Source organism: Paraburkholderia kururiensis JCM 10599 = LMG 19447 (genome assembly GCF_003986935.1).
Lineage (GTDB): Bacteria > Pseudomonadota > Gammaproteobacteria > Burkholderiales > Burkholderiaceae > Paraburkholderia > Paraburkholderia kururiensis.
In genome coordinates, this window is the sequence record NZ_RJZE01000037.1 from 1 (window position 1) to 14,964 (window position 14,964).

Below are 14,964 nucleotides of genomic sequence, written 5' to 3' on the forward strand. Positions count from 1 at the left end.
GCCGCAAAGCGCGGCTCGATGCGCAGCTCGTAGGCCGCCTCGTCGCGGCTCGTGCGGATGCGCTTCCAGCGCGTCACCACGCCGTTGAAGGTAGCCGCGGCATGATCGACTGGCGTGGCCCAGGTGGCCGACGGCACTGCTGCGCGCTCGTCAACCTGCAGACCCGCGCGCCGGCCAACGTAGTCGCTGCCGTCGATATCGAGCCGCGGCGACGTGACCGTCACACTGACCACGTAGTCCTTGCAGAAGCCGCCGCGCACCTTGAAGTCGAGCACATCGAGATCGTGCTCCTGAGCGCCGATCCACAGCCTGAGATGCTGGGTCAGCCGCGCGCTGGGGTGAAGCAGCGCATCGGTAAAACGCTTTGCGGGGGTATTCATTCCGCGCATCCTCGTCCGGTTTAAAAGAGCGATGCGAAGCGGGTTAATTCGCACGCTATTAAGCCGGATAACCGTATCAGAAGCGGACTGAGATATTGTCACTAATGGTCAATAAGCGCCGCCGGCATTTACAGACGCGTAGCGATTTCTGGCGCAGCCGTGCTCGATGCATAAAAGAAATGCATTCTTCTGTGATGGAGCAGTTGCCCGACCCCGACGTGGCGCCTCATGGCGGCCTCAAGCCGCCTCGCGCCGATGCGCAACGTCAGCCACGGCGTGGCAGCGCATATCGGCCTATCGGCGCGCAACAAGATCGCGCCTGAAATAAGAATGGGCACGCAAAGCGTGCCCATTTTTTATTGGTAGAAGTTGGCGCGATGGCCTGGCATTTCGCCGGCGCCGTAACGCTTACTGCACACCCTGACTAGCGAGAAAATCCTCGTAATTGCCGCCGAAGTCATTCAGCTTGCCGTCCGTGCGCACTTCGATAATGCGGTTCGCAAGGCCGCTCACGAATTCGCGGTCGTGCGAGACGAAAATCAGCGTGCCTTCGTACTGCTCCAGCGCGATCTGAAGCGACTCGATGGACTCCATGTCCATGTGGTTGGTCGGCTCGTCCATCAGCAACACGTTGTGACGGCCCAGCATGAGCTTGCCCCAGATCATGCGACCCTTCTCGCCGCCCGAGAGCACCTTCACGGACTTGCGGATGTCGTCGGCATTGAAGAGCAGCCGGCCCAGCGTGCCGCGCACGGCCTGGTCGTCGTCGCCTTCCTTGCGGTACTGGTCAATCCACTCCATGAGCGTGACGTCGTCCGGGAACTCCTCGTAGGTGTCCTGCGGCATGTAGCCCACGTTCGCGTTCTCGGCCCACTTGATGGAACCGCCGTCGAGCGCCAGATTGCCCTGCAATGCGCGCAGCAGCGTGGTCTTGCCCGCGCCGTTCTCGCCGATGATCGCGATGCGCTCGCCCGGCTGCACGCTCAGACTGAAGTTCTGGAAGATCGTGCGGTCGTACTTCTTGGTGATGCTTTCGGCCACCACGACGATGTTGTGCAGCTTCTTTTCGAACTCGAAGCGGATGAACGGGTTCTGCCGCGACGACGGCTTGAATTCCTCGATCTTGATCTTGTCGATCATCTTCAGGCGGCTCGTGGCCTGGCGTGCCTTCGACTTGTTGGCCGAGAAGCGGCGCACGAAGTCCTGCAGTTCGGCCACGCGTTCCTTGGCCTTCGCGTTCGCGGCGACCTGGCGTTCGCGCGCCTGGGCCGAGGCCAGCATGTAGTCGTCGTAGTTGCCCGGATAGATCTTGAGCGTGCCGTAGTCCATGTCTGCCATATGCGTGCAGACCTGGTTCAGGAAGTGCCGGTCGTGGGAGATGATGATCATCGTCGAGTTGTACTCGTTGAGGATGTCTTCCAGCCAGCGGATCGAATTGATGTCGAGGTTGTTGGTCGGTTCGTCGAGCAGCAGCACGTCGGGCTTCGAGAACAGCGCCTGGGCGAGCAGCACGCGCAGCTTCCAGCCGGGCGCCACGTTGCTCATCGGGCCGTTGTGCAGGTCGCCGGCAATACCGATGCCGAGCAGCAGTTCGCCCGCGCGCGCTTCGGCGGTGTAGCCGTCGTATTCGGCGAACTTCGCTTCGAGCTCGGCGGCGTGCATGTAGTCGTCGTCGGTGGCTTCGGGGTTCGCGTAGATCGCGTCGCGCTCGGTCATGGCGGCCCACATTTCGGTGTGGCCCATCATCACGACGTCGAGCACGCGCACGTCTTCGTACGCGAACTGGTCCTGGCGCAGCTTGCCGAGGCGCACGTTCGGCTCGAGCATGACGGTGCCGGAAGACGGCTCGAGGTCACCGCCCAGGATCTTCATGAAGGTCGACTTGCCGCAACCGTTCGCGCCGATCAGGCCATAGCGGTTGCCTTCGCCGAATTTGACCGAGATGTTCTCGAACAAGGGCTTCGGCCCGAATTGCATGGTGATGTTGGCGGTAGACAGCACGGCGTGTCCTTTGGTCCTGTGGTGCTCAGAAAATGCCCTGGGAGGGATGCCCCGGGAGGTGCTAGATGGGGTGTTACAGCAGGGTGATCGACGGATTGATCACGCGTTCGTCACGGGTCTATCACGGCTCTACCACCGTCCCCGGCCCGTTTCAAAGGGCAAACGAGGCAGATCGACGAAAAACCCGTGATTTTAGCAGGTTATGGGGTCGTGAGGGTGCCGTGGGCGGCGCGCCCGGTTTTCCTGGGGGCGGATGTTCGCGCGATTCGCCGACCCGATTCGCCGACCCGATTCGCCGACCCGATTCACCGACCCAATTCCCGCCCTTGATCCCCCCCTTGATTCCCGCCCTCGATTCACGGGGCCAGATGGGCTTCCGGCTGCGTCGCGGCTCGCCCCTTTTAGCGGCGTTGCCGCGGCCTCATTGTGGCCCCGTGGCCCGCCCCCTGCCCGCCCTCACATGCTACGCGGCGTCTGCAGCACGTCGATGAATGCCGACAGATCGGCTTCTCCCAGCCCCATCGCCGCACCCAGCCTCAGAAGCTGCTGCACCGTCCCCGAGACCGGCATCGGCGTGCCCGTGGCCGCCGCTGCGGCGGCGATCGTCTCCACGTCCTTCTGGAAGGTTTTCAGCGCACCGATGGGCACGAGGTCGCGCTGCGTCATGCGCGGCACGAAGGTCTGGAGCAGCGCCGAGTCGGCCCAGCCGCCCGCAAGCGCTTCGGCAAGCTTCGCGGACTCGATGCCGCTGCGCTGCGCGAGGCTCACGGCTTCCGCAATCGCGGCCACCGTGGCGGTCACGATGGCCTGATTGCACAGCTTTGTGGTCTGCCCCGCGCCGCTGCCACCCATGCGCGTGATGCGCGCCGCGTAGGCCGCGACGAGCGGCATCACAGCCGCGACGTCGGCCTCGTCGCCGCCCGCCATCACGGCGAGCGTGCCGGCCTGGGCGCCCGCCACGCCGCCTGACACGGGTGCATCCACCCAGCCCACGCCCGCATCTCTCGCGCGTTCGGCAAACGTGCGGGTGGCGGCGGGCGGAATGCTCGAATGGTCGACGATCAGGCGTACGCGTGAGGCTGCTGACCCATGCGCCCGCGGGGCGCTTCCACTTTGTCCCAGCAGAGCGCTTCCACCCTGCCCCGGCAGGGCTTCCCCGCCTTGCGCCGGCAAAGCCGCGCCCTGGCCGCCCCGCAAACCCGTGTGGTCAGTAACGGGCGCCAGTCCCAAGGAACCGAGCACGCCTTGCTCGCCGAATACGACCGCCTCCACGGCCGCCGCGTCCGCGACGCAGAGCAGCACGACTTCGGCGCACGATGCCAGTTCGCGCGGCGTGGCGACCACCTGCGCGCCCTCAGGCGCAAGCGCCTCGGCCTTTTCGCGCGTGCGGTTCCACACGTGCACCGCGTGCCCCGCACGCAGCAGATGACGGATCATGGGCGCGCCCATCAGCCCCGGGCCGCAAAAACCGATGTCCACGTTCGAAGTCCTCCTCAAGTCGATCCCGTATCAGCGGGCGACCATCATACCGGCGCGACATCGCGGTCGCACTCGGTGTGCGGCCGTGTCTCGCCGCGTCTCCCCGCGTCTCGCCGTGTGCTCGTGGTGCGCAGTCTTGCTGCTCTGCCTGCCGCCCTGCCAGCTCGTCCTGCGCCGCCGTTCGACGCCACGCCGTGTCGAGCCGGCCCGGGCATGCGTCCTGCGCCAGCCTCAATACGCAACACACGGACGCGCAAGGCGCAAGCACGAAGGCACGCCTCACCGCCGTTCCCTGTTGCCTATACTCGTTTTGAACCGACCGCGAGGAGCACACCATGGACGATCACGTCTACAAGCAGATCGAGCTGACCGGCTCGTCGACCACGTCGAGCGACGACGCCGTGCGCCGCGCCATCGAGCGCGCATCGAAAACGCTGCGCAACCTGCACTGGTTCGAAGTGACGGACACGCGCGGGCACATCGAGGGCGACCGCATCGTGCACTGGCAGGTGACGATCAAGGTGGGGCTGCGGATCGAGGAATGAACGGCAGGAATGACGAAAAAGAAAACGGCGCGGCTGGCAGGCAGCGCGCCGTTTGAAGAGCCTTTGGCACCGAGTTGAGCGCTTGACCGAGCTTGGCAGAAGAGGGCCGGCCCAGGAGAAACTCGTGCCCCTCCAGCCGGACCTCACGAACCAGCGCCCGGTTAAAACGGATGCCCTTGGCCTGTCCGGCCACGCGCCGCTCACGGCTTTGCTACCCGGCTGATCGCCCGGCAGCAGAGCCGGCGCCTTACGTCGATTTACCTCGGCACGTCGATTTACTTCGGCAACGCCCCATCCACACCTTCGACATACCAGTTGAGCCGCTGCAGGTCCGCGTCGCCGAGCGTCTTGCCCGCCGGCACCTTCACCGCGCCCGACTGGTCCTTGATCGGCCCCGTGAACACGTCCCACTTGCCGCTTGCCAGCTGGGCGCGCTTCGCGTCCACGTCCTTGATGGCATTGGCCGGAATCGCGCCCGTGTTCAGGTCTTCGAAGTTGACGGCCTTCTGCGGAATGCCCCACCAGACCGGATCGTTCTTCCACTTGCCGTCCAGCACCTGCTGGATCGCCGCCGTGTAGTAGACGCCCCAGTGACCCACCACCGACCCCAGGTGCGCGTCAGGCCCGAACTTCTTCATGTCCGAGTCCCAGCCGAACGCGTGGACCTTTTTTTCCTCGGCCGTGGCGAGCGTCGCACTCGAATCGGTGTTTTGGAGCAGCACGTCGGCGCCTTGTCCGATCAGCGTTTCGGCGGCCTGCTTTTCCTTGCCCGGATCGAACCAGCTGTTGATCCAGATGACCTTCGTGTGGATCTTCGGATTCACCGACCGCGCGCCGAGCGTGTACGCGTTGATGTTGCGCACCACTTCGGGAATGGGCACCGAGGCGACGAAGCCGAGCGTGTTGGTCTTCGTCACGTAGCCCGCGGCCACGCCGGCCAGATAGGCGCCCTGGTACATGCGCACGTCGTAGGTGCCGAAGTTCGGCGCCTTCTTGTAGCCCGTGGCGTGCAGGAACACCGTGTCGGGGAAGTCCTTCGCGACCTTCAGCTCGAAGTCCTGATAGCCGAAGCTCGAACCGATGATGACCTTGTTGCCCTTCGAAGCGAGGTCGCGGAACACGCGCTCGGAATCGGCCGACTCCGGCACGTTCTCCACGCGCGTCACCTTGATCTTGCTGCCGAACTTCGCTTCGGCTTCCTTGGACCCCTGGTCGTGCGCGAAGGTCCAGCCCGCGTCGCCTGGGTTGCCGAGATAGACGAAGGCGACGCCGGGCACGTCGGCAGCCTGCGCCGGTGCCTGCAGCCCCACGGCGCCGACGAGCGCCGCAGCCGATGCGAATGCGGTCAGCAGTGTTCTTTTCATCTTGTTTCTCCTGTTGTGTAGCTGTCGTTCAGATTCAAAACGGTGAAAGCGGTCAGAACCGTAAAAGCGGTATCGCCGCGCGCCTCATCCCGCCGCAAAAAAGGGCTTGCCGAGCGAGGCCGGCGCGTTGAGGCGAATCGTGGTCGGGTTACGCGAAATCAGCACGAGCACGACGATGGTCGCCACGTAAGGCAGCATCGCGAGGAACTGCGTGGGCACCGCCACGCCAACGCCCTGCGCGTAGAACTGCAGCCCGTTCACGGCGCCGAAGAGCAGCGCGCCCACGAGCAGCCGCCCGGGTCGCCACGTCGCGAACACCACGAGGGCGAGCGCGATCCAGCCACGGCCGGCCGTCAACTGCTCCTGCCACAAGTGCAGTTGCACGATCGAGTAGTAGCCGCCCGCGAGCCCCGCCATCGCACCGCCGAACAGCGTTGCGCCGTAGCGCACGCCGATCACGGGAAAGCCGACCGAATGCGCGACCTGCGGCGACTCGCCCACCGAGCGCAGCACGAGCCCCGCGCGCGTGCGATAGAGGAACCAGGCGACGAGCGGAAACATCAGGAACGCCAGGTATTCGATTGGACGCAGGCTGAAGAACGCCGCGCCCAGCACGGGAATCTTCGCGAGGCCCGGAATGGGCCAGGCAGCAATGGTCGCACTCACCGCAGCCGACGTGTAGGGCTTGCCGACATAGGCCGAGAGCCCGATACCGAAGATGGTCAGCGAAAGCCCCGTGGCCACCTGGTTGGCGAGCATCGTGAGCGTGAGGAAGCCGAACAGCAGCGCCATCGCCATGCCCGCGCCGACGGCCGCGAGCACGCCCAGCCAGGGCTCGCCTGTCACCGTGGTCACGGCGTAGCCGCTCACGGCACCCATCAGCATCATGCCCTCCACGCCCAGATTGAGCACCCCGGACTTTTCGGTGACGAGTTCGCCGATGCCCGCGAACATGAGCGGGATGGCGGCGAGGACGGCGCTGGAAACGAGTGCGCTGGCTTGTGGAATGTCCATGACGAATCGCGTAGCAAAGGCGGGTTACGGAAGCGGGTTACAAAAGCGTGTTGGGGTTATCGGGCGATGCCGCGTTGCGCGTTGCTGCCGGCTTCACTGCGCGTGCGTCACCGCATGGCGACGCCGCACCACGCGGTAGTTGACGAACAGGTCCGCGCCCAGCAGGCAGAACAGCAGCAGGCCCTGGAACACGCCCGAGAGCGCCTGCGGCAGCTGCATCGAGGTCTGCACTGCCTCGCCGCCCAGGTACAGCAGCGCCATCAAAAGACTCGCGAGCACGATACCGAGCGGATGCAGGCGGCCCACGAACACCACGATGATCGCGGTGAAGCCGTAGCCAGGCGACCACGTGGCCTGCAACTGGCCGATGGGCCCGGCGATCTCGCCCATGCCCGCAAGGCCCGCCAGGCCGCCGCTCGCGAGCAGCGTGGTCCAGATCGCCTTCTTGTCGGAGAAGCCCGCGTAGCGCGCCGCGAGGGGCGCGAGCCCGCCCACGTCCATGCGGTAGCCGGCAAAGCTCTTGCGCATGAAGAGCCAGACGAGCGGAATGGCCGCCAGCGTGACGAAAATCGATGCGTTCAGGCGCGTGCCGCGCAGCCATTTGATGTGCCAGTCGCCGCCGAAGGTGGGGTACAGCGCGTCGCCGCTGAACATCTCCGAGAGCGGGAAGTTCATGCCTTGCGGGTCGCGCCAGGGGCCGCTCACCAGATACACGAGCAGTTGCGTCGCGACATAGGTGAGCATGAGGCTCGTGAGAATCTCGTTGGTGTTGAAGCGGGTCTTGAGGAACGCGGGAATCGCGGCCCACAGCATGCCGCCTGCAATGCCCGCGAGCATCATCGTGGGCAGGATCCACCAGCCGCTCGACTGATCGAAGTAGATCGCCACGCCGCTCGCCGCGATGCCGCCCAGCAGCATCTGCCCTTCCGCGCCGATGTTCCAGACGTTCGCGCGATAGCCGAGGGCGAGCCCGAGGCCGATCAGACACAGCGGCGACGCCTTGAGCAACAGCTCGCACCAGCCGTTCACGGACGAGATGGGCTCGATGAAGAAGGCGCGCATCGCTTCGCCGGGATCGCGGCCCACGAGGCCGAAGATCAGAAAGCCGATGGCGAGCGTGAGCAGCGCCGCGACGAGCGGCACCGCGAGTTGCATGGCGCGCGACGGCGTGGTACGGGCTTCGAGTCGGTAGGCAAACGTCATGGTGCGTGTGGTGAGGCGTGGTTCTGTGTTGTTGTCGATGCCCGCATGCTGCGGCGGATGGCGCGCAGCCTGCGAGGCGGGGTGCGCCGCGCCGTTACGCGTGCGCCGGTTCGCCCGAGCCGCCCGGCACCGCGTTCGCGCGCTCGCCGAAGAGCCCGGCCATCCAGCGGCCAATCTCTTCCGCATTGGTGTCGCCCGTGCGGCGCACCGGCGACAGGCGCCCACGCGCGAGCACCGCGATGCGGTCGCAGATGTCGAACAGTTCTTCGAGTTCCTCCGAGATCACGAGGATCGCCACGCCGCTTGCCGAGAGATCGAGCAACTGCTGGCGAATGAACGACGCCGCGCCGACGTCGACGCCCCAGGTGGGTTGCGCGACCACCAGCACCTTCGGCGCCTGCAAGATCTCGCGGCCCACGATGAACTTCTGCAGATTGCCGCCCGAGAGACTTTGCGCGAGCGCGTCCGGGCCGCCGCAGCGCACGTCGAACGAATCGATGCAGCGCTTCGCGAAGTCGCGCATGGCACGCGTGCTGATCCAGCCCGAGCGCACCATCTTCTGGCGGTGCGCCGTGAGGAGCGCGTTCTGCGCGAGCGACATCGCCGGCACAGCGCCGCGCCCCAGCCGCTCTTCGGGCACGAAGGCGAAGCCGAGCGCGCGCCGCGCACCTGCCGACAGCTTGCCGGCAGCCTTGCCGCAGATCGTCACGGCGTTCGCTTCCGCGCCGCGGCGCTCGCCCGAGAGCGCCGCGAGCAACTCCGCCTGGCCGTTGCCCGACACGCCGGCAATGCCGAGAATCTCGCCCGCGTGCACGGCGAACGACACGTCTTCAAGCGAGGTGCCGAACGGGTCGTCACTGGCCGCCGTCAGGTGCTTCACGTCGAGCAGCACGTCGCCCGGCGTATGCGCGCGGCGCGTGTAGTCGGGCAGCGAATGGCCCACCATCAATTGCGCGAGTGAGGCGTGCGTTTCCTCGCGCGGTTTGACGTGCCCCGTTACGCGGCCGCCGCGCATCACCGTGGCCGTATCGCAGAGCTCCTGGATTTCGTCGAGCTTGTGGCTGATGTAGAGAATGCTGCAGCCCTCGGCCGCGAGGCGCCTGAGGGTTTCGAAAAGCTTGCGAACAGCCTGCGGCGTGAGCACGGAAGTGGGCTCGTCCATGATGAGCAGGCGCGGGTTCTGCAGCAGGCAGCGCACGATCTCCACGCGTTGCCGCTCGCCGACGGTGAGGCTGTGCACGTGGCGCTGCGGATCGATGTCGAGCCCGTATTGCGCCGACACCTCACGAATGCGACGCGCGAGCGCCTTGAGATCGAACGGCTCGTCGAGCGAAAGCGCAATGTTCTCGCCCACCGTCAGTGTTTCGAACAGCGAAAAATGCTGGAACACCATGCCGATGCCGAGGCGCCGCGCCGCGGCCGGGCTCGCGATCTCGACGCTCTCGCCTTCCCAGCGGATCTCACCTGCATCCGGGCGCACGGCGCCGTAGATGATCTTCATGAGCGTGCTCTTGCCGGCGCCGTTCTCGCCGAGCACGGCGTGAATCTCGCCGGGCGCCACCGTGAGCGTCACGTCGTCGTTGGCGAGCACCGCGGGGTATTGCTTCGTGATGCCCGTGAGCGCAAGCCTGGGCGGGGTGGCCGTGACGGTGGCCGCGCCTGCGGGGCCGCGTGAAGATGAATCGCTCATGTGTTTCCGTATTACGTAGTGCCTACGAGGCGAACCGGGCTGCAAACCCGGGCTGCAAACCGCGCGGCCGGCTGGACCACCGGCCGCGCGGCACGCCGTGCCGCCGGTGACGATACCCGATCAGGCGGGCGCCAGTCGAGCCTTCAAAAATGCCGGGAGACCGCGCCAGTCGTGCCTTTGCGGGTAACTCTCCCTTGACGGCCTTTTCTGTCCATACTAAAAACGATATACCCACCCCACCGTTCGATCAGCCAGCCCATATAGTCCGGAGAGTCCATGAGTCAGCAACGCGAGGCGATCGACACGTACCTGTTGCGCGTCCTGCACACCCTCTTGATGGAGCGCAGCGTGACGCGCGCGGCCGTCAAGCTCAACCAGTCCCAACCCGCCATCAGCGCCGCGCTGCGCCGCCTGCGCGACATCACGGGCGACCCGCTGCTCGTGCGCGGCAAGTCCGGCATGGTGCCCACCGAGTACGGCCTGCGCCTGCTCGAACCCGTGCAGAACGCGCTGCGCGAAATCGAGCGCATCCGCTTCCAGCAGCACACGTTCGACCCGGCCACGTCGATTCGCTGCTACCGGATCGGCTGCCCCGACTACCTCAACGTCCTGTTCGTGCCCACCGTGATCGAGCGCTTCCGGCTGGCCGCGCCCAACGCGACGCTCGAATTCCACTCGCTCGGCCCGGCGTTCGACTACGAACTCGCGCTGGAAGACGGCAAGCTCGACATCGTGGTGGGCAACTGGCCCGAGCCGCCCGAGCAGCTGCACCTCTCCAACCTGTTCGTCGACCAGATCGTGTGCCTCATGAGCAACACGCATCCGTTCGCGCGGCGCGGCACGCTCACGCTCGACCAGTACCTCAACGCGCCGCATCTCGCGCCTACGCCCTATTCCGTGGGCCAGCGCGGCGCGATCGACGTGCATCTGGCCCGCGAGCGGCTGAAGCGCCACGTGGTCGTCACGCTGCCGTACTTCAATCTCGCGCCCTACGTGCTCGTCAAGTCGGACCTGATCTTCACCACCACGCGGCTCTTCGCGGACCACTACGCGAAATTCCTGCCGCTCACCGTGGTGCCGGCGCCGCTCGACTTCCCCCCCATGCAGTACTACCAGCTCTGGCACGAGCGCTGCCATTACTCCGACGAAGTGCGTTGGCTGCGCGGGCTTGTTGCCGAAGCTACGCGTGCGCTGATCGAGAAGGCTTGAGCGGGGCGGCCGGCGTTCTCTCGCCGGTTTCTGCTGCGCTTTCTCTGCGCTTCGTCTGCTTCGTTTCGACTGTCTGCTTCCTCTCGTCTGCCTGCTTTCGCCGGTCTTCTTTCGCCGGCTTCCCTTCTACCCAGCCGCAGCCGCCAGTTCGGCGGCCAGCCGGTTGTGCCGCTCGATCACGGGCCCCAGCTCCACCGTCTGCAGCACGCCGTCCTTCACGACGATGCGTCCGTCGATCACGCTCAGCGCCACCTGCGACGGCGCGCAGAACACAAGCGCCGCCACCGGGTCGTGCAGCGCGCCGGCAAAGAGCGGCTGGCGCAGGTCGAACGCCACGAAGTCGGCAGCCATGCCGGGTGCGAGTGCCCCGATGTCGTCGCGGCCCAGCACGCGCGCCCCGCCCAGCGTCGCGATTTCAAGGGCCTCGCGGGCTGTCATCGCGTCCGGCCCGAAGCCGACGCGCGCGAGCAGCAACGCCTGGCGCGCCTCGGCCACCATCTGCGCGCCGTCGTTGGAGGCGGAACCGTCCACCCCCAGCCCGACCGGCACGCCCGCGCGACGCATCCTGCCGACCGGGGCAATGCCCGACGCGAGCCGCATGTTCGAGCACGGGCAATGCGCGACGCCCGTGCCGGTGCGCGCAAAGAGCGCAATGCCCGCATCGTCGAGCTGCACACAGTGCGCATGCCAGACGTCGCGGCCCACCCAGCCGAGGTCTTCAGCGTACTCGGCCGGCGTCATGCCGAATTTTTCGCGGCTGTAGGCCACGTCGTTCACGTTCTCGGCCAGATGCGTATGCAGCGAGACGCCGTAGTGCCGCGCCAGCGTCGCGGACTCGCGCATCAGATCGCGGCTCACCGAGAACGGCGAGCACGGCGCCACGACCACGCGCAGCATCGCGTAGCGCCCGTCGTCGTGGTACGTCTCGATCAGACGCTGCGTGTCGGCGAGAATCGCGTCTTCGCGCTCCACCACCGCATCGGGCGGCAGGCCGCCGTCTTTCTGCCCCACGCTCATGCTGCCGCGGCTCGCATGAAAGCGCATGCCGATCCGTTGGGCCGCGGCGATGCTGTCGTCGAGCCGGCTACCGTTCGGGTAGAGATAGAGGTGGTCGCTCGACGTGGTGCAGCCCGAGAGCAGCAGTTCGGCCATCGCCGTGAGCGTGGATACCTCGATCATCTCCGGGCTCAGGTTGGCCCAGACGCGGTACAGGCTCGTGAGCCAGCCGAACAGCTCGGCGTTCTGCGCAGCCGGCACGGCGCGCGTCAGGCTCTGATACATGTGGTGATGCGTGTTGACGAGCCCAGGAATCACGATGTGCCCGCGCAGGTCCAGCACCTCGTCGGCATCCGCGGGCAACTCGCTCGTGGGCCCAACGGCGACGATGCGGTTGCCTTCAGCGTAGAGGCCGCCGTCGCGTATCTCGCGCCTTGCGCCATCCATCGTGACGAGCATGTCCGCGTGTTTGACGAGCAGCGTGCGGGCGGCGCGCGGCGCGCCCTTGCCTGCCGGCGACGCAGTCAAAGGCGCGGCGTGTTCGCCTGCCGTGTTCGTGTGCGCGGCCTGTATCCGCTGTTCGGCCTGTCCTGCCGGTTCTGCCTGTCCTGCCTGCCCCTCTTGCGTCCTGCGCCCGTCCTGCTGCATTGCCATTCGCGTCTCTCCCGTCCGTGTGCGCCCGCCGTTCATTTCATGTGGCGCGGTGCCTGAAAGGCTGTCCGAACGCAATGCCCGGCACGCACCGTGCCGACGCGTTCCGCTCTGAACGCCGCTGGCCCGGTTACCCGGCGTGCCGCCGTCTTCGGGACGCGCAGCCGTGCTGCGCATGGCATAACCTTCGACGGCCAAAATTGCACTGGCAATGCGCGCCGCTGCGATACCCGCCCTCAGCGTGGCGATATAACGGCCAATTTTGGTGCCGGTACGATCGGCAGCAGGGGGCGATCCGTGCCGCTTTCCTGCTCTGCCGCGCGGCGCACGGGCGCGGCCCACATGCTGCTGGCATTATCTTTCCTATCGCTCGCCCGCGGAGCCGGCGATCGTTCATAGAATCACCCTCACGGCGCTCGCATCGATCCGCCGACGGGTATGTAGCCACTGACGTGGAGCCTCGATCCGCCGCCAGTAGTTCTGGATCGGATCGGGCTGCCGCCGAAACCTCGCACACAGGTCGAACCGACACAAGGAAACTGCGAATGGGCAAGCTCACTACCCACGTGCTCGACACCGCCAACGGCCGTCCCGGCGCGGGCGTCAAGGTCGAACTCTTCGCGCTCGCGGGCGACACGCGCCGCGCGCTGAAAACCACCACCACCAATCACGACGGACGCTGCGACGAACCGCTGCTCGAAGGCGCCGCGCTCGTGGCGGGCGAGTACGAACTCGTCTTTCACGCGGGCGACTATTTCGCCGCCATGGGCGCGCAACTGCCGCAGCCGCGTTTCGTCGATCGCGTCGTGCTGCGCTTCGGCATTGCCGATGCCAACGCGCACTACCACGTGCCGCTGCTCGTCTCGCCGTGGTCGTACAGCACGTATCGGGGCAGCTGACGCCGTCACGCAGGCGCCGCTTCCGTGCGCGCGCCGCAACACGCGTTCATCGATCAACCCGCACCACCGGAACCGAAAGCCTGCACGCGCGGCTAAGCCGCCTCGTGGCATGAGCCGTTCCGGCATAGAAAGAATCAGGAGTGGAGGCGTTTCATGGAAGGCTTTATCACCGACTGGCTGAACCTCGCGATCCGCTGGCTTCATGTGGTGGTCGCGATTGCCTGGATCGGCGAGTCGTTTTACTTCGTCGCGCTCGACAACAGCCTCAAGCCGCCGAAAGACCCGCAGCAACGCCAGCGCGGCGTGTTCGGCGAACTCTGGCACGTGCATGGCGGCGGCTTCTACAACATGCAGAAGTACACGGTCGCGCCGCCCGAAATGCCCGACGACCTGCACTGGTCGAAGTGGCCGTCGTACACCACGTGGATGTCGGGCTTCGCGCTCTTCACGGTGCTCTACCTCAGCGCGCCGAACACCTACCTCATCGACAAGAACGTGCTCGACATGGGCCCCGTGGTGGCCATCGCGTCGGCGCTCGGCTTCCTGATGGCCGGCTGGATCGTCTACGACTCGCTGTGCCGCGTGCTCGGCAACCGCGACAAGGTGCTGGGCGTGTGCGTGGGGCTCTACGTGCTGGCCGCCGCGTGGCTCGCCTGCCACGTGTTCGCGGGCCGCGCCGCGTATCTGATCGTGGGCGCGATGCTCGCGACCATCATGTCCGCGAACGTGTTCTTCGTGATCATTCCCGGGCAACGCAAGATGGTGGACGCCATGCTCAAAGGCGACACGCCGAACCCTGTCTACGGCAAGCGCGGCAAGCAACGATCGGTGCACAACACGTACTTCACGCTGCCCGTGGTATTCGCGATGCTCTCGAACCACTACGCGATGACCTACACGCACGCCTACAACTGGGCCGTGCTCGCCATCATCATGCTGGCCGGCGCGCTGATCCGTCAGTTCTTCGTGATGCGCCACCGCGGCCAGGTGCTCTGGTATCTGCCTGTGGGCGGCGTCGCGCTGCTGGCAGCTGCGCTTGCATGGACCTTGCCGCGCCCGGTCGTCCCGCAGGCCGAAGCGGCCAACGCGCCGAAGGTGCACCTCGCCGACATCGCCCCGATCCTGCAACAGCGCTGCGTGGCGTGCCATTCGGCACACCCGACGCTCATGGGCAGCGCCCCGGCCGGCGTGATGTTCGACACGCCCGCGGAGATTTCGCAGAACGCGCAGCGGCTGTACCAGCAGGCGGTGACCTTGAAGGCGATGCCGCTCGGCAACGTCACGCACATGACCGACGAAGAACGGATGAAGATCGCGGCATGGTTCCAGGGCGGCGCGGTGCAGTAACCAGGCGGGAAATGGGCTGTGGCTGTGGCTGGCGCAGTCCAGTGCTGCCACGGTCGGACGGCCCGGCAATCGTGCGATGGCGCGCGATTGCCGGGCTTTTTTGATTGCGGGCGCGGGTTAATGGCCAGACGGCGTAGGCAATGGCTCAGGCCCGCCGTTCATCGTCCATCGCCCGCCGAGCTTGCG

13 protein-coding genes are annotated in these 14,964 nt (G+C 66.2%); 5 read left to right on the forward strand and 8 right to left on the reverse strand.

The annotated features are described in order from the left end of the window. Window positions 1-380: contractile injection system protein, VgrG/Pvc8 family (locus PKKP23_RS30930; protein ID WP_240659212.1), on the reverse strand; the 380-nt coding region annotated here is incomplete at its 3' end. A gap of 179 nt (window positions 381-559) precedes the next feature. On the opposite strand from PKKP23_RS30930, the gene PKKP23_RS33855 reads away from it, so the two are divergent. Further along, entirely contained in the window at window positions 560-703 is a 144-nt protein-coding gene (locus PKKP23_RS33855) for a hypothetical protein (protein ID WP_161978171.1), read from the forward strand. An 85-nt stretch (window positions 704-788) separates the two neighbouring features. Here the strand turns inward: PKKP23_RS33855 and PKKP23_RS30935 are convergent, their stop codons facing one another. After that, window positions 789-2,381 (reverse strand): ABC-F family ATPase, encoded by a 1,593-nt coding sequence (locus PKKP23_RS30935; protein ID WP_017775968.1) that lies wholly within the window; start codon window positions 2,379-2,381, stop codon window positions 789-791. 456 nt (window positions 2,382-2,837) lie between these two features. Then, window positions 2,838-3,860: an NAD(P)-dependent oxidoreductase gene (locus PKKP23_RS30940; RefSeq protein ID WP_126879705.1), complete on the reverse strand. Its 1,023-nt coding sequence runs from the start codon at window positions 3,858-3,860 to the stop codon at window positions 2,838-2,840. Between the two features lie 335 nt (window positions 3,861-4,195). On the opposite strand from PKKP23_RS30940, the gene PKKP23_RS30945 reads away from it, so the two are divergent. After that, entirely contained in the window at window positions 4,196-4,405 is a 210-nt protein-coding gene (locus tag PKKP23_RS30945) for a dodecin (protein WP_017775970.1), read from the forward strand. Between the two features lie 275 nt (window positions 4,406-4,680). On the opposite strand, the gene PKKP23_RS30950 is transcribed toward PKKP23_RS30945, so the two are convergent. From PKKP23_RS30950 to PKKP23_RS30965, 4 genes are all read right to left on the reverse strand, one after another. Continuing rightward, window positions 4,681-5,769 carry a BMP family ABC transporter substrate-binding protein gene (locus PKKP23_RS30950; RefSeq protein WP_017775972.1) on the reverse strand — a complete coding sequence of 363 codons (1,089 nt, stop codon included), beginning with the start codon at window positions 5,767-5,769 and terminating at the stop codon, window positions 4,681-4,683. Between the two features lie 84 nt (window positions 5,770-5,853). Further along, entirely contained in the window at window positions 5,854-6,783 is a 930-nt protein-coding gene (locus PKKP23_RS30955; protein WP_126879706.1) for an ABC transporter permease, read from the reverse strand. Window positions 6,784-6,876: 93 nt separating this feature from the next. After that, window positions 6,877-7,986: an ABC transporter permease gene (locus PKKP23_RS30960; protein WP_026121692.1), complete on the reverse strand. Its 1,110-nt coding sequence runs from the start codon at window positions 7,984-7,986 to the stop codon at window positions 6,877-6,879. A 94-nt stretch (window positions 7,987-8,080) separates the two neighbouring features. Continuing rightward, window positions 8,081-9,676: an ABC transporter ATP-binding protein gene (locus PKKP23_RS30965; protein ID WP_126879707.1), complete on the reverse strand. Its 1,596-nt coding sequence runs from the start codon at window positions 9,674-9,676 to the stop codon at window positions 8,081-8,083. A 276-nt stretch (window positions 9,677-9,952) separates the two neighbouring features. Here PKKP23_RS30965 and PKKP23_RS30970 point away from each other — a divergent pair, with 276 nt between their 5' ends. Next, window positions 9,953-10,885 (forward strand): LysR substrate-binding domain-containing protein, encoded by a 933-nt coding sequence (locus tag PKKP23_RS30970; protein ID WP_017775976.1) that lies wholly within the window; start codon window positions 9,953-9,955, stop codon window positions 10,883-10,885. Window positions 10,886-11,011: 126 nt separating this feature from the next. Here the strand turns inward: PKKP23_RS30970 and PKKP23_RS30975 are convergent, their stop codons facing one another. Next, window positions 11,012-12,535, reverse strand: coding sequence for an 8-oxoguanine deaminase (locus PKKP23_RS30975; RefSeq protein WP_275094592.1), 1,524 nt, complete (start codon window positions 12,533-12,535; stop codon window positions 11,012-11,014). A 542-nt stretch (window positions 12,536-13,077) separates the two neighbouring features. On the opposite strand from PKKP23_RS30975, the gene uraH reads away from it, so the two are divergent. Together uraH and PKKP23_RS30985 are read left to right on the forward strand one after the other, a co-directional pair. After that, window positions 13,078-13,431: a hydroxyisourate hydrolase gene (uraH, locus tag PKKP23_RS30980; RefSeq protein ID WP_126879708.1), complete on the forward strand. Its 354-nt coding sequence runs from the start codon at window positions 13,078-13,080 to the stop codon at window positions 13,429-13,431. Between the two features lie 153 nt (window positions 13,432-13,584). After that, window positions 13,585-14,778, forward strand: coding sequence for a urate hydroxylase PuuD (locus PKKP23_RS30985; protein WP_126879709.1), 1,194 nt, complete (start codon window positions 13,585-13,587; stop codon window positions 14,776-14,778). Window positions 14,779-14,964: the final 186 nt, after the last annotated feature.

Bases quoted from the DNA above. Each gene is read 5' to 3' on its own strand.
- uraH (WP_126879708.1), top strand. From the start codon at position 13,078: ATGGGCAAGCTCACTACCCACGTGCTCGACACCGCCAACGGCCGTCCC.
- PKKP23_RS30965 (WP_126879707.1), bottom strand. From the start codon at position 9,676: ATGAGCGATTCATCTTCACGCGGCCCCGCAGGCGCGGCCACCGTCACG.
- PKKP23_RS30985 (WP_126879709.1), top strand. From the start codon at position 13,585: ATGGAAGGCTTTATCACCGACTGGCTGAACCTCGCGATCCGCTGGCTT.
- PKKP23_RS30970 (WP_017775976.1), top strand. From the start codon at position 9,953: ATGAGTCAGCAACGCGAGGCGATCGACACGTACCTGTTGCGCGTCCTG.
- PKKP23_RS33855 (WP_161978171.1), top strand. From the start codon at position 560: ATGCATTCTTCTGTGATGGAGCAGTTGCCCGACCCCGACGTGGCGCCT.
- PKKP23_RS30950 (WP_017775972.1), bottom strand. From the start codon at position 5,769: ATGAAAAGAACACTGCTGACCGCATTCGCATCGGCTGCGGCGCTCGTC.
- PKKP23_RS30945 (WP_017775970.1), top strand. From the start codon at position 4,196: ATGGACGATCACGTCTACAAGCAGATCGAGCTGACCGGCTCGTCGACC.
- PKKP23_RS30955 (WP_126879706.1), bottom strand. From the start codon at position 6,783: ATGGACATTCCACAAGCCAGCGCACTCGTTTCCAGCGCCGTCCTCGCC.
- PKKP23_RS30960 (WP_026121692.1), bottom strand. From the start codon at position 7,986: ATGACGTTTGCCTACCGACTCGAAGCCCGTACCACGCCGTCGCGCGCC.
- PKKP23_RS30975 (WP_275094592.1), bottom strand. From the start codon at position 12,535: ATGGCAATGCAGCAGGACGGGCGCAGGACGCAAGAGGGGCAGGCAGGA.